The 12,574-nt window shown below is 67.8% G+C and carries 13 protein-coding genes; 6 read left to right on the top strand and 7 right to left on the bottom strand.

Annotation, left to right across the window (positions count from 1 at the left end):
• Nucleotides 1-133: 133 nt before the first annotated feature.
• Both ABSY19_RS03270 and aroC read right to left on the bottom strand, forming a co-directional pair.
• On the bottom strand, nt 134-1,312 hold the full coding sequence (locus tag ABSY19_RS03270; protein WP_382159023.1) for an MFS transporter: 1,179 nt from the start codon (nt 1,310-1,312) through the stop codon (nt 134-136).
• A gap of 22 nt (nt 1,313-1,334) precedes the next feature.
• Entirely contained in the window at nt 1,335-2,435 is a 1,101-nt protein-coding gene (gene aroC, locus ABSY19_RS03275; protein WP_382159025.1) for a chorismate synthase, read from the bottom strand.
• A gap of 144 nt (nt 2,436-2,579) precedes the next feature.
• Between aroC and ABSY19_RS03280 the strand changes: the two genes are divergently transcribed.
• Nucleotides 2,580-3,002, top strand: coding sequence for a cupin domain-containing protein (locus ABSY19_RS03280; RefSeq protein WP_382159027.1), 423 nt, complete (start codon nt 2,580-2,582; stop codon nt 3,000-3,002).
• A gap of 293 nt (nt 3,003-3,295) precedes the next feature.
• On the opposite strand, the gene ABSY19_RS03285 is transcribed toward ABSY19_RS03280, so the two are convergent.
• Nucleotides 3,296-3,952 carry a glutathione S-transferase gene (locus tag ABSY19_RS03285; protein WP_382163666.1) on the bottom strand — a complete coding sequence of 219 codons (657 nt, stop codon included), beginning with the start codon at nt 3,950-3,952 and terminating at the stop codon, nt 3,296-3,298.
• 137 nt (nt 3,953-4,089) lie between these two features.
• On the opposite strand from ABSY19_RS03285, the gene ABSY19_RS03290 reads away from it, so the two are divergent.
• Nucleotides 4,090-5,301 carry a polyhydroxyalkanoate depolymerase gene (locus ABSY19_RS03290; protein WP_382159029.1) on the top strand — a complete coding sequence of 404 codons (1,212 nt, stop codon included), beginning with the start codon at nt 4,090-4,092 and terminating at the stop codon, nt 5,299-5,301.
• A 68-nt stretch (nt 5,302-5,369) separates the two neighbouring features.
• Here ABSY19_RS03290 and ABSY19_RS03295 read toward each other — a convergent pair whose 3' ends face one another.
• The gene (locus ABSY19_RS03295; RefSeq protein WP_291114768.1) at nt 5,370-5,837 is read right to left on the bottom strand and encodes a CBS domain-containing protein; all 468 of its coding nucleotides are present in this window, start codon (nt 5,835-5,837) and stop codon (nt 5,370-5,372) included.
• Between the two features lie 127 nt (nt 5,838-5,964).
• Here ABSY19_RS03295 and ABSY19_RS03300 point away from each other — a divergent pair, with 127 nt between their 5' ends.
• Nucleotides 5,965-7,275, top strand: a complete 1,311-nt coding sequence (locus ABSY19_RS03300) for an O-acetylhomoserine aminocarboxypropyltransferase (RefSeq protein WP_382159031.1) — start codon at nt 5,965-5,967, stop codon at nt 7,273-7,275.
• Nucleotides 7,276-7,277: 2 nt separating this feature from the next.
• The gene (locus ABSY19_RS03305) at nt 7,278-8,096 is read left to right on the top strand and encodes an alpha/beta fold hydrolase (protein ID WP_382159033.1); all 819 of its coding nucleotides are present in this window, start codon (nt 7,278-7,280) and stop codon (nt 8,094-8,096) included.
• Here ABSY19_RS03305 and ABSY19_RS03310 read toward each other — a convergent pair.
• Nucleotides 8,093-8,935 carry an alpha/beta fold hydrolase gene (locus tag ABSY19_RS03310; RefSeq protein WP_382159035.1) on the bottom strand — a complete coding sequence of 281 codons (843 nt, stop codon included), beginning with the start codon at nt 8,933-8,935 and terminating at the stop codon, nt 8,093-8,095. The two genes, ABSY19_RS03305 and ABSY19_RS03310, sit on opposite strands and share 4 nt — an antisense overlap.
• Before the next feature lie 14 nt (nt 8,936-8,949).
• Nucleotides 8,950-9,930: a Bug family tripartite tricarboxylate transporter substrate binding protein gene (locus tag ABSY19_RS03315; RefSeq protein WP_382159037.1), complete on the bottom strand. Its 981-nt coding sequence runs from the start codon at nt 9,928-9,930 to the stop codon at nt 8,950-8,952.
• A gap of 97 nt (nt 9,931-10,027) precedes the next feature.
• Here ABSY19_RS03315 and ABSY19_RS03320 point away from each other — a divergent pair, with 97 nt between their 5' ends.
• The gene (locus tag ABSY19_RS03320) at nt 10,028-10,924 is read left to right on the top strand and encodes a LysR substrate-binding domain-containing protein (protein ID WP_382159039.1); all 897 of its coding nucleotides are present in this window, start codon (nt 10,028-10,030) and stop codon (nt 10,922-10,924) included.
• On the opposite strand, the gene ABSY19_RS03325 is transcribed toward ABSY19_RS03320, so the two are convergent.
• Entirely contained in the window at nt 10,917-11,186 is a 270-nt protein-coding gene (locus tag ABSY19_RS03325) for a hypothetical protein (RefSeq protein ID WP_291114781.1), read from the bottom strand. The genes ABSY19_RS03320 and ABSY19_RS03325 overlap by 8 nt on opposite strands.
• Nucleotides 11,187-11,289: 103 nt before the next feature.
• Between ABSY19_RS03325 and ABSY19_RS03330 the strand changes: the two genes are divergently transcribed.
• On the top strand, nt 11,290-12,573 hold the full coding sequence (locus ABSY19_RS03330) for a cytochrome P450 (RefSeq protein WP_382159041.1): 1,284 nt from the start codon (nt 11,290-11,292) through the stop codon (nt 12,571-12,573).
• Nucleotide 12,574 lies beyond the last annotated feature (1 nt).

Here is a 12,574-nt window from a genome sequence, read left to right on the forward strand (position 1 = left end):
CGGAACAGGCCAGCGGCCAGGGCCACCCCGCACTTTAGGTGTCAACCTCCGGCATGACCAGGGTTTGCGCGCACTGCATGTTCGATATTCGCACGCTTTCGTTCGATAAACGATCCATGCGAGGGTTTCTGGTTCACCCCGGCGACACCGCCGCGTTCAGCGCCCGGGCCCGCAGCGCGCAGCCCGTGGCCACCAGCGCCAGCAGGGCCGACAGCCAGAACACGCTGGCCAGCCCGAAAGCCGAGCTGAGCAGGCCGCCGCTGATGCCCCCCACCACGCCGGGCAGGCCATAGCCCACCACGGTGTAGAGCGCCTGGCCGCGCCCGCGCAGGCGGCCGGGGAAATGGTGGGACAGCATGGCGATGCACACCGTGTGGTGCGCGGCGAAGGTGATGGCGTGCAGGGCCTGCGCCAGCAGCAGCACCGGCCACACCAGCGCGAAGCCGGCGGTCAGGCCCATGCGCAGCGACATGAGCGCGGCGGCCAGCACCAGCCAGCCCGAGAGCGAGAGCAGCGGCAGCCAGCGGCCCTGGGTGAAGAACCAGCCGATCTCGATCACCACCGACAGCGCCCACATCAGGCCGATCACGGTCTTGCTGTAGCCCAGCGAATCCAGGTAGAGCGAGAAGAAGACGTAGATGAAGATGTGCGCGAGCACGTGGAAGAACACCGCCGCGAAGAACCAGCGCACCGGCGGCTGGCGCAGCACCGGCCACACGCCGGGCTGGGGCGCCTGCGTGGCGTGGGCAGGTTCGCGGAAGTCGGGCAGCAGCCAGGCGCTGACGGCCACGGCGGCGAGCGTGCCCAGCGTCCAGGCCGGAAAGTGAACCAGGCCGAAGCGCTCGAACCACAGGCCCGCGGCCACCACCGTGACCAGGAAGCCCAGCGAGCCCCACAGGCGCACGCGGCCGTAGCGCTTCGCGTCGAAGGCGCCGCTCTGGCTCACCAGGTGGGCGAGCGCGGCCTCGCTCATGGGCATCATGCCGCTGGTGTGGCTGAACATGAGCAGCAGCACCACGAACAGCACCACGCCCCCGCCGTCGAACCACAGGCCCAGCGAGAGCAGCAGCGCGGTGGTGGCGCCAAAGCGCAGCAGGCGCACGCGCTCGCCGGTGCGGTCGCTCAGCGAACCCCACAGGTAGGGCGCGAACAGGCGCGTGGCCGACTGCACCGAGGTCAGCACGCTGATGGCGATCAGGCCGAAGCCCAGCTCCTTCAGCCAGAGCGGCAGGTACGGATTGAAGAACCCGATGTGCGCGAAGTAGCTCGCGGACAAAGCCGCGAAAGGGAAGAGTTGACGGCGCTCGACCACGGCAGGCCAGGCGGCCGTGGGGTCAGCCGCGCGCCTGGGCGGCGATGTCGGGCGTGGGCAATTGCACGTCGCCGCATTGCGCGCGGTGCAGCAGCGCGTGGTCCATCACCACCAGGGCCAGCAAGGCCTCGGCGATGGGGGTGGCGCGGATGCCCACGCAGGGGTCGTGGCGGCCCTTGGTGATGATTTCGGTGGGCTGGCCGGCCGTGTCGATGGTCTCGCGCGGAATCAGGATGGAGCTGGTGGGCTTGATCGCGATCTGCACTTCGAGGTCCTGCCCGGTGCTGATGCCGCCGAGCACGCCGCCGGCGTTGTTGCCCTTGAAGCCCTCGGGCGTGAGGCTGTCTCCGTGCGTGCTGCCGCGGTGCGCCACGCTGGCGAAGCCGGCGCCGATCTCCACGCCCTTGACGGCGTTGAGGCCGAGCATGGCGTAGGCGATGTCGGCATCGAGCCGGTCGTACAGCGGCTGGCCCAGGCCGACCGGCATGCCCTGCGCGGTGACGCGCAGGCGCGCGCCGCAGGAGTCGCCGCTCTTGCGCAGCTCGTTCATGTAGGCCTCGATGGCCGACACATCGGCCACCGGGGCGAAGAAGGGGTTGTGGGGCACGTGGTCCCAGCTCTCGAAGGGGATGGCCAGCTCGCCGACCTGCGTCATGTGGCCGCGGAAGGTGGTGCCGTAGCGTTCCTTGAGCCACTTTTTGGCGACCGCGCCGGCGGCCACGGTGGGCGCGGTGAGGCGCGCCGAGCTGCGGCCGCCGCCGCGCGGGTCGCGGATGCCGTATTTCTGCCAGTAGGTGTAGTCGGCGTGGCCGGGGCGGAAGGTCTGCAGGATGTTGCCGTAGTCCTTGCTGCGCTGGTCGGTGTTGCGGATCAGCAGGGCGATGGGGGTGCCGGTGGTCGTGCCTTCGTACACGCCGCTGAGGATTTCGACGGTGTCGGGTTCGTTGCGCTGGGTGACGAATTTGCTGGTGCCGGGGCGGCGGCGGTCGAGCTCGGCCTGGATGTCGGCCTCGCTGAGTGCCATGCCCGGCGGGCAGCCGTCGATCACGCAGCCAATGGCCGGGCCGTGGGATTCACCGAAGTTGGTGACGCAAAACAGGGTGCCGAAGGTGTTGCCGCTCATAGGTGGGTGATTATCCCTGAGGCACGCTGGTGCGTCGGTGGGCCAGTCTGGTGCATGCGATCGGGCCTGGGGGACGGGAACATTTTGTGCTTTGTGCTGCGGCGCAGCAGCTGGTTGCTGTCCATCCCCAGAAAGGAGCGTCCCATGCTTGATCGAACCTCCACTTTGTTTTCCCACGTGAAGGGCGGCGAAGGCGACTATGTGAGTGGTGGCCTGCGCGATTTTTTCCTGTACCGCGACCTGGGGATCGCCCAGGCGACGCATGGCAAGGTGATTGCGCATCTGGTGAAGGCGAATCTGCCGCCGGAGGAAGGCACGGGCTGGCACCGGCACGAGGCGGATTTCCAGATCGTGATCATGCTCAAGGGTTGGGCGCGGTTCATGTACGAGGACCAGGAGACGCTGGTGGAGGCCGGCGATTGTGTGCACCAGCGGCCTGGGATCCGCCATTTCCTGTTCGACTATTCGCCCGATATGGAGTACCTGGAGATCGTGTCTCCTGCGGACTTCAAGTCGATCGATGTGGAACCGGTTTGTGAGATTCCCAAGCCTGCGCCCTGGGTTTGAGTTTTTCCTCGCCTCCTTGGTCTGCGGGGCCCCAGGGGCGGGTGATGGGCTCCGCGAATGTCCCCCGGCGGCTGGTGCCGCCTCCTCCTTTACTTCGCTCCGCCCATCACCCACCCCTGGGGCCTTGCCACCGTGAAGGCACACCGACGGCAGTGCGCCACCGCGTCTTCGGATCGACCACCCGGGCGTTCTGCGCAGCGGGGTAAAGGAGGAGAACCGGCGAAGCCGGTTCGGGGGACACCCGCGGAGCAGAGCGCCCGGGTGTCCGAGCCCGCGAGGTCCGGGAAAGGAACTTAAAACTCGGCGTCCAACTCGTCGATGTCGTCGGGTTCGGCCTCCGCAGCCGCCACCCATTCCTTCATGGCCGGCAAGTCCATGATGGTGTCGCAATACGCCACACACGCAGGGCTGATCGCCACCTCGTAGGTGATGAAACGCGTCACCACCGGCGCGAACATCGCATCCGCCATGCAGGGCTTGTCGCCGAACAGATAAGGCCCGCCATACGTCTCCAGACACTCGTTCCAGATCGCCTCGATGCGATCGATGTCCGTCTGCGCGCGCGACCACAGCTTGAAATTCGGAAACGAGGCCTTGATGTTCATCGGCAGCGACGAGCGCATCGCCGAAAACCCCGAATGCATCTCGCCACAGATCGCCCGGCAATGCGCCCGCGCCGCCCGGTCCGCCGGCAACAGACCCGCCTTCGGCTTCACCTCGTTCAGGTACTCGCCAATCGCCAGCGTGTCCCACACATGAATGCCGTCGTGCTCCAGCGCCGGCACCCGCATCGAGGCCGACAGCAACAACATCTCGGCCTTCATCGCCGGATCGTCCGGCGAAATCACGTTCTCCGTGAACTCCAGCTTCGCCATGCGCGCCATCAACCAGCCCCGCAAGGCCCAGGCACCGTAGTTCTTGCTGCTGATCGTGAGTACCGCTTTGGCCATGGACATGCTCCTTCAGAGGGCATCCACCGAGCAAGGCCTGTGCCATCGCTGTGCACCCACCACGCACCGCGCCGGTGCAACACCCCGCTGGCCCGCAACTTGCCTGCGATGCGACACGTTGTCCCAGGAAAGAAACCATGCTGTATCAGGCCTACCAACTCCAGTCCGACCTGATCTCGCCCCTGCGCCTGACCGCGCAGCACCTGAGCGCCGCGCTCTGGCTGCGCGAAACCGAGGGCAGCGTCATGCGCAAGCTGGCCGCCGCCTGCGACGTGATCTCGCGCCTGCGCCTGACCCACACGCGCCCGCCGTACCAGATCCACAGCGTGACGGTGGGTGAACGCGAATTCCCCGTCGCCGAGGAAACCGTGCTCACCCTGCCCTTCGGCACCCTGCTGCGCTTTCGCAAGGAAGGCGCCGAGCCCCAGCCCAAGGTGCTGCTCGTGGCCCCGCTCTCCGGCCACTTCGCCACCCTGCTGCGCGAGACCGCGCGCACCCTGCTGCAGGACCACGACGTCTACATCACCGACTGGCACAACGCGCGCGACGTCTCCCTGCGCCACGGCGCCTTCTCGCTGGACGACTACATCAGCTACATGATCCGCTTCACCGAGGCCGTGGGCCCGGGCAGCCACATGGTGGCGGTGTGCCAGCCCTGCGTGGCCGCGCTCGCCGCCACGGCCATCATGGCCGAGGACGACAACCCCGCCCAGCCGCGCAGCCTCACGCTGATGGCCGGCCCGGTGGATTGCCGCGTCAACCCCACCGAGGTGAACAAGCTCGCCACCAGCAAGCCCATCGAGTGGTTCGAGAAAAACCTGATCAGCCACGTGCCGTTCCCGCACGCCGGCATGATGCGCCGTGTCTACCCCGGCTTCGTGCAGCTCACCGCCTTCATGAGCATGAACCCGGACCGCCACAAGCAGTCCTTCCGCCACATCTACGACCACCTGGCGGCCGGCCGCACCGAAGAGGCCGGCGTGATCCAGGCGTTCTACGAGGAGTACCTCGCGGTCAACGACCTGCCGGCCGAGTTCTACCTGGAGACGGTGGAGAAGGTGTTCCAGACCTACGACCTGCCGCGCGGCGTGCTGACCTGGAACGGCCGCACCGTGAACCCGGCGGCCATCCGCCGCACCGCGCTGATGACGGTGGAAGGCGAACGCGACGACATCTGCTCGGTGGGCCAGACGGTGGCCGCGCAGGACCTGTGCCGCAGCGTGCGCCCCTACATGAAGACGCACCACGTGCAGACCGGCGTGGGCCATTACGGCGTGTTCAGCGGGCGGCGCTGGAACCAGCAGATCTATCCCCGCGTGCGCGACATGATCCACGCCAGCTCGGACTGAACGTTCGTTCGCACCATGAAAAACGCCCCGGCATGCGGGGCGTTTTCATTTGAAGCGCGCTCGGCGCTTCAGGGGAAATTCGGCTCGTTCTTGCTCGACTCTTCCTCGGGCCAGTCGCGGATGTAGGCCTTGAGCATCTTGTTCTCGAAGTTCTGGCTGTCGACCACGGCCTTGGCCACGTCGTAGAAGCTGATCACGCCCATGAGCATCTTGTTGTCCATCACCGGCATGTAGCGCGTGTGGCGCTCCAGCATCATGGGCCGCACCTGCTCCAGTTCGGTCTGGGGCGTGCAGGTCATGGGGTGGTCGTCCATCACGGTGCGCACGGTGCGCCCGCCCAGCGAGCCGCCGTTCTTGGCCAAGGTGTGGATGACTTCGCGGAAGGTCAACATGCCGACCAGGTCGCCGTGCTCGATCACGGCCAGCGAACCGATATCGAACTGCGACATGGTTTCGATCGCGCGTTCCAGCGTCTCCTGAGGCTGGACGGTGTACAGCGTGCCTCCCTTGACGCGCAGGATATCGCTGACTTTCATGGCTGTGCTCCTCAATTCTGGTGTGTCCCCCATGGGGCTGGGGTGCTGACAATATAGCCCACAATACAAATCAAAACCACTGCGCGCGCCTCGGCCGCCGCAACGACAGGCAACCACTGGAGACCTTATGTCCGGCTACGCTGACCCCGGCTTCGACACGCTCGCGCTGCACGCGGGCGCCGCCCCCGACCCCACCACCGGCGCGCGCGCCGTGCCCATCCACCTCACGACCTCGTTCGTCTTCGAGTCCAGCGACCACGCCGCCGCGCTGTTCAACCTGGAGCGCGCGGGCCACGTGTACAGCCGCATCAGCAACCCGACCAACGCCGTCTTCGAGCAGCGCATGGCCGCGCTGGAGGGTGGCATCGGCGCCATCGCCACCGCCAGCGGCCAGGCCGCGTTGCACCTGGCCGTGGCCACGCTGATGGGCGCGGGCTCGCACATCGTGGCCAGCACCGCCCTGTACGGCGGCAGCCAGAACCTGCTGCACTACACAATGCGCCGCTTCGGCATCGAGACCACCTTCGTGAAACCGGGCGACATCGACGGCTGGCGCGCCGCCGTGCGGCCCAACACCAAGCTCTTCTTCGGCGAGACCGTGGGCAACCCGGGCCTGGACGTGCTGGACATCCCCACCGTCTCGCAGATCGCGCACGAGGCCGGCGCGCCCTTGCTGGTGGACTCGACCCTTACAACGCCTTACCTCGTCAAACCTTTCGAGCTGGGCGCCGACATCGTCTACCACTCGGCCACCAAGTTCCTCAGCGGCCACGGCACGGTGATCGGAGGCGTGGTGGTCGACGCGGGCAGTTTCGACTGGGAGAAGTCGGGCAAATTCCCCGAGCTCACCGAGGCCTACGAAGGCTTTCACAACATGGTGTTCAGCGAGGAGAGCACCGTGGGCGCCTTCCTGCTGCGCGCGCGCCGCGAGGGCCTGCGCGACTTCGGCGCCTGCATGAGCCCGCACAGCGCCTGGCTGATCCTGCAGGGCATCGAGACGCTGTCGCTGCGCATGGACCGCCACATGGGCAACACCGAGAAGGTGGTGCAATTCCTCGCCAGCCACCCGCTGGTGGGCCGCGTGGGCCACCCGCTGCTGGAGAGCCACCCCAGCCACGCGCTGGCCGAGAAGCTGCTGCGCTTCGGCGCCAAGGGTGCGGGCTCGGTGTTCAGCTTCGACATCAAGGGCAGCCGCGCGCAGGGCAAGGCATTCATCGAAGCGCTCAAGATCTTCAGCCACCTGGCCAACGTGGGCGACTGCCGCTCGCTGGTGATCCACCCGGCGAGCACCACGCACTTCCGCATGAGCGACGAGGCGCTGGCCGCCGGCGGCATCGGCCCGGGCACGATCCGCCTGTCCATCGGCCTGGAAGACCCGGACGACCTGATCGACGACCTGAAGCGCGCGCTCAAGGCGGCCGAGAAAGCGGGGGCCTGAGCATGTACCTTCAAGTCAACGGCGCCAGCACCTACTGCTACACCGGCGGCAAGCCTTTTGATGCCGCCAAGCCCACCGTGGTGTTCCTCCATGGCGTGATCAACGACCACAGCGTGTGGATCCTGCAGAGCCGCTACCTAGCCCACCACGGCTGGAACGTGCTCGCGGTGGACCTGCCCGGCCACTGCAAGAGCGAGGGCGAAGCGCCCGCCTCGGTGGAAGACGCGGCTGGCTTCGTGGCCGCCCTGCTCGACGCCGCCGGCGTGCAGAAGGCCGCGCTGGTGGGCCACAGCTGGGGCTCGCTGATCGCGCTCGAATCGGCCGCGCGCCTGAAGGAGCGCGTGAGCCACCTGGTGCTGGTGGGCACGGCCTACCCCATGAAGGTCTCGCCCGCGCTGATCGAAGCCTCGCTCAACGAGCCGGAGAAGGCGCTCACCATGGTGAACGTGTTCAGCCGCAGCACCCTGGCCGCGCCGCCCTCGGCGCTCGGCCCGGGCACCTGGGTCTACGGCTCCAGCATGGCGCTGGGCCGGCGCGTGCTGCGCAGCAACGCCAAGGTCAACGTGTTCCACCGCGGCTTCGTGGCCTGCGACCGCTACGCCGGCGGTGAAGCTGCCATCGCCCAAGTCAGCTGCCCGGTGCTGTTCGTGCTCGGCGGGCTGGACCAGATGACCAACCCGAAGGCCGCCCAGGTGCTGGTGCAGGCCGCGCGCACGGCCGGCAAGGCAGTGAGCATCGCCACGCTGCCGGTGGGCCACCACCAGATGACCGAAACACCCGACGCCACGCTGTTCGCGATCCGCGATTTCCTCCGGGTTTAAGAACAGGCGCCCGTTTCGGCCACCGGGTCGGCTGGCGCCCCACCCAGGCACGACCGCAGAAAGCGGCCCACCTGCGCATTGAACTCCGCAGGGCGTTCGAAGTACGGCGAATGCCCACAGGCGTTCATCTCGATGGCCCGCGCGTTCGGGAAAAGCGCCGCGATCGACCGGGCGAGTTCCGGGGGCACCAAGGGATCGTGCTCCCCCGAGACCAGGAGCACGGGGCAGGCGACTTCTGCGAGGCGCTCGCATCCGATCAGGGCATCCGGGTGGTTCAAGGCCTGCAGCCGGCGCTTGAGCTCGGCCGTCAAGTCGCCGGACACCAGTGGGTTGAAGGCGTTGATCTGCTGGTACAGGAAGGCCAGGGCCGCCTCCGACGCGCGGAATGCGGGCGCCAATGCGCGTTGCTCGACCTGCCGGCTGTCCGACGTGCCCAGGTAACGTTCGACGCACGCCAGCACCTCGGGCGCATCGATGCCCAGCGGCGAACCGCTCGAGACCAGGGCCCACACGCGATCGGGGTGCGCCAGCGCAAGGCGCAGCCCCACGCCCCCGCTCAACGACTGGCAGACCAGGGCCGCGCGATCGATGCGCTCGGCGTCGAGCACCGCCAGAAGATCCCTGGTGAGCGCGTCCCACGTCAGGGAGTCGGGGCGTGCCAGCGACCGGCCGAAACCGCGGCAGTCCAGGGTCAGGCAGGTGAAATGGCTCGAGAAAAAAGGAATCTGCTGCCACCAGGTCGCGGCATTGGACCCCGCGCCATGGCAGAAGACCAGCGCCGGTCCCTGACCGTGGCGCTCATGGTAGATGCGGCAACCCTGGGCCTGGACGAAGCTCATGGCAACGGGCTCCCTCAGTCTTCCAGCTTCATGCCTGGCACGATCGCCCGGTACTTGCGCTCCTCGGCATCGAGAAAGCGCTGCGCCCCGGCGAAATCCAGGCCCGCGGCGGGCACCGCCATGCCGCTGGCGCGAACGAACGACTGGATCGACTCCGAGCGATGCGCCTCGCGCAGCGCCTGGTTGAGGCGCTCGGCCACCGCCTGTGGCGTGCCCTGCGGCGCAAAAAGGCCCACCCAGATCGAGAAATCGACATCACGAAGTTCGGGCATGCTCTCGGCAAAAGTGGGGACCGTCGGAGCCAGGTCCATCCTCGAAGACGAAGACACCGCCACCGCCTGCATCTGGCCGCTCGACAACTGCGGCACCGCCGTGACCGTGGGCAGCAGGATCAGGTCGATCTGGCCACCGATGAGGTCCGCGATGAAGGGCGCGCCCCCCTTGTAGGGAACGTGCAGCAAGTCCGACTTCAGCCGAGACGCCAGGGAGTGCATCACGATGTGCTGAAAGGTGCCTCGACCCGGCGTGCCATACGTCAGGCTGGCCTTGCCGGGTGCGCTGGCCTGGGCGATGTCCTTCAGCGATCGGTGCGGTTTGGATTTGCCGGTCAACAGCACGACCGGAGAGGCGCCCAGGATGCCCACGGTCTTGAAGCTGGCGGTCTTGTAGGGCGGATTTCGGTTGGTCAACGGGCTCAGCACCACCTCGTTCACCGCCCCCAGCAAGAGCGTGTAGCCATCGGGCGCGGCCTGCGCCACCCGCTTCGCGCCGATCATGCCGCCCGCGCCCCCCATGTTCTCGACCACCACCGGTTGCCCAAGCTGTTTGGCAAGCTCTTCGCCCCACTTCCGGGCCACCGTGTCGGTGGAACCACCGGCCGGATACGCCACCACCAGGGTGACGGGCCGGTTGGGATAGGCCGGATCGGCCATGGCGGTGACGGTTGCCCCCAGCAGGGCCGCGATGGCCAGGGTCCATCGGTGAAGGGTCTTCATGGTCGTGTCTCCATCGTTGTGCTGGAAGAATTCTGTTCTTGCGGCCCATGGCGGTAAATCGAATAATCCGCATGCACCCATTCCCTATGGAAATACCATGAGGCTGCCAGCCCTTCACTTGCTGCAAGCGTTTTCCGCCACCGCCCGCCACGGATCCATCTCGGCCGCCGCGAGGGAACTCCACCTCACGCAAGGTGCCGTGAGCAAGAAGCTCCTGGAGCTGGAGGCCTCGCTGGGGGTGGCCCTGTTCGACCGGATCCGAGGGCGCCTTCACCTTTCTCCTGCGGGGCATCGCTACCTGCCGGGGGTGGATGCGGCACTCGGACAACTGGAGCAGGCGACGCTGGGCGTCATGACGCTGCGAGGGCGCGGGGGTGTTCTGAACGTGATGAGCACCCCGACATTCGGGGCGAAATGGCTGATCCCCCGCCTGCCCCGGTTCCTGGCACAGCATCCTGAGGTATTCCTGAATTTCGTGCCCTTCAACCGAGGCGCATCCCCCGACCCCGATCTGGACTGCGCGCTTCTCTATGGCAACGGCACCTGGCCTGGAGCAAGCTCCCACTACATCGCCGGCCATGAGTACGTGGTCATTGCCCCGCCGCGCCTGCCGGCCTCGTCGCGCCTGCGCAGGCCGCGCGACATCGCCCTGCACGCCCTGCTTCAGCATCCCGCCGAACCGGGTGCCTGGCCGCGGTGGTGTGAGCTGCACGGCGTCTCTCACCCGGCGCTCATGCAAGGCCCCAAGCTCGATCAGGTGACCTCCATCGTGCGCGCGGTGATGGCAGGCATGGGCCTGGGCCTGGTGCCCCGTTGCGTGGTTCAGGACGACATCGACGCAGGGCTCGTGGCGGCCCCCTTTTCCAAGGACATGGTGGGCGAGGCCGGCTACTACCTCACCTACCCCGAGGGCAAGAACCACCTGCCGCCTCTGGCCACCTTCCGCGACTGGCTGCTGCAGGAGGCCGCGGGAAAGGACGCGCCGGCTATTTGACGCACTGCAGCTGGCCGGTGTCCTTGCCGCTGCTGGGCGGCACGCTCATCACGCAGGACATGCCGCCGCAGACGCAGTGCACGAGGCGGGTGCCGCCCGCCACCACGGACGTCGGTGCCGAACACTGGCAGGCCGGCGCCTCCATGATGTTTTTGGACTGGGCCGAGGCCGGCCGCAGCGGCAGCGCCGCGAGCAGGGCAACGACCAGCACGAAGAGCAGGATCGCAGCGATCAGCACGCCGCGCAGGGGACGCTGGAACATGGCAACTCCTCAGGTGGACAAGGGCGCGACCCATGCTACGCCGCCGCCTCGCGATTGCAAGCCCATTTCGTCCATGCTTTCGCGCTGCCACAATGCGCGAACCATGACGCCACCGATCACACCGCCCATGACCGCTGCGCGCGCGCAGGAGATCGCCGCCCACTTCGACCTGCGCGCCCTGCCCGCCGACTTTCTGGCCAACCCGTACCCGGTCTATGCCGCGCTGCGCGAGAGCCAGCCGGTGCGCCGCATGCCCGATGGATCGGTGTTCCTCACCCGCTGCGCCGACCTGATGGCGGTGTACCGCGATGCGCAGGCCTTCAGCTCCGACAAGCATGTGGAGTTCGCGCCCAAGTACGGCGCGGATTCGGCCCTGTTCGAGCACCACACCACCAGCCTGGTGTTCAACGACCCGCCGCTGCACACGCGCGTGCGCCGGCTCATCATGGGCGCGCTCACGCGCCGCGCCATCGCCGAGATGGAGCCGGGCCTCATCGCGCTGGTGGACCAGTTGCTCGACGAGCTGGACGCGCGCCGCGGGGGTGACCTGATCGAGGACTTCGCCTCGGCCATCCCGGTGGAGATCATCGGCAACCTGCTGGACGTGCCGCACGAAGACCGGGGCCCGCTGCGCGCCTGGTCGCTCGCCATCCTGGGCGCGCTGGAACCCACGCTCACGCCCCAGCAGCAGGCCAGCGGCAACCAGGCCGTGACCGAGATGACCGCCTACCTGCGCGGCCTGGTGGCCGCGCGCCGCCAGCGCCCGGGCGACCCGGAGCGCGATGTGCTCACCCGCCTGATCCAGGGCGAGGCCAGCGGCGAGCAGCTCAGCGAGGTGGAGCTGCTGCAGAACTGCATCTTCCTGCTCAACGCGGGCCACGAAACCACCACCAACCTGATCGGCAACGGCCTGATCTCGCTGCAGGAGTTTCCCGAGGCCCGTACCGGCCTGCTGCGCGATTTGCAGGCCACGGCGGGCGACGCCGCCGCCGAGGAAACCGTGCTCGGCCGCGCGGTCGATGAATTCCTGCGCTTCGAGTCGTCCAACCAGCTCGGCAACCGGCGCGCGATCCAGGACACCCAGGTCGGCGGCGTGGACCTGCCGGCCGGCACGCTGGTGACGCTGTGCATCGGCGCGGCCAACCGCGACCCGGCGCAGTTCGCCGACCCCGAGGTGCTGAACCTGGCGCGCGAAGGCAACAAGCACCTGGCCTTCGGCTTCGGCATCCACCAGTGCGCCGGCCTGAGCCTGGCGCGGCTGGAGGGGCGCATCGCCATCGGCCGCTTCCTGCGGCGCTTCCCGGGCTACCGTCTCATCGAGGAGCCCACGCGCGGCGGCCGAGCACGCTTTCGCGGCTTTCTGCGCGCGCCGTTCGCCGTCGATTGAG

The organism is Hydrogenophaga sp. ANAO-22, assembly GCF_042466645.1.
Lineage (GTDB): Bacteria > Pseudomonadota > Gammaproteobacteria > Burkholderiales > Burkholderiaceae_C > Hydrogenophaga.

What these genes read in the sequence shown, in the direction of transcription:
- ABSY19_RS03305 (WP_382159033.1), top strand. Translation starts at nt 7,278, where the DNA reads ATGTACCTTCAAGTCAACGGCGCCAGCACCTACTGCTACACCGGCGGC.
- ABSY19_RS03320 (WP_382159039.1), top strand. Translation starts at nt 10,028, where the DNA reads ATGAGGCTGCCAGCCCTTCACTTGCTGCAAGCGTTTTCCGCCACCGCC.
- ABSY19_RS03330 (WP_382159041.1), top strand. Translation starts at nt 11,290, where the DNA reads ATGACGCCACCGATCACACCGCCCATGACCGCTGCGCGCGCGCAGGAG.
- ABSY19_RS03310 (WP_382159035.1), bottom strand. Translation starts at nt 8,935, where the DNA reads ATGAGCTTCGTCCAGGCCCAGGGTTGCCGCATCTACCATGAGCGCCAC.
- ABSY19_RS03325 (WP_291114781.1), bottom strand. Translation starts at nt 11,186, where the DNA reads ATGTTCCAGCGTCCCCTGCGCGGCGTGCTGATCGCTGCGATCCTGCTC.
- ABSY19_RS03315 (WP_382159037.1), bottom strand. Translation starts at nt 9,930, where the DNA reads ATGAAGACCCTTCACCGATGGACCCTGGCCATCGCGGCCCTGCTGGGG.
- aroC (WP_382159025.1), bottom strand. Translation starts at nt 2,435, where the DNA reads ATGAGCGGCAACACCTTCGGCACCCTGTTTTGCGTCACCAACTTCGGT.
- ABSY19_RS03295 (WP_291114768.1), bottom strand. Translation starts at nt 5,837, where the DNA reads ATGAAAGTCAGCGATATCCTGCGCGTCAAGGGAGGCACGCTGTACACC.
- ABSY19_RS03300 (WP_382159031.1), top strand. Translation starts at nt 5,965, where the DNA reads ATGTCCGGCTACGCTGACCCCGGCTTCGACACGCTCGCGCTGCACGCG.
- ABSY19_RS03290 (WP_382159029.1), top strand. Translation starts at nt 4,090, where the DNA reads ATGCTGTATCAGGCCTACCAACTCCAGTCCGACCTGATCTCGCCCCTG.
- ABSY19_RS03285 (WP_382163666.1), bottom strand. Translation starts at nt 3,952, where the DNA reads ATGGCCAAAGCGGTACTCACGATCAGCAGCAAGAACTACGGTGCCTGG.
- ABSY19_RS03280 (WP_382159027.1), top strand. Translation starts at nt 2,580, where the DNA reads ATGCTTGATCGAACCTCCACTTTGTTTTCCCACGTGAAGGGCGGCGAA.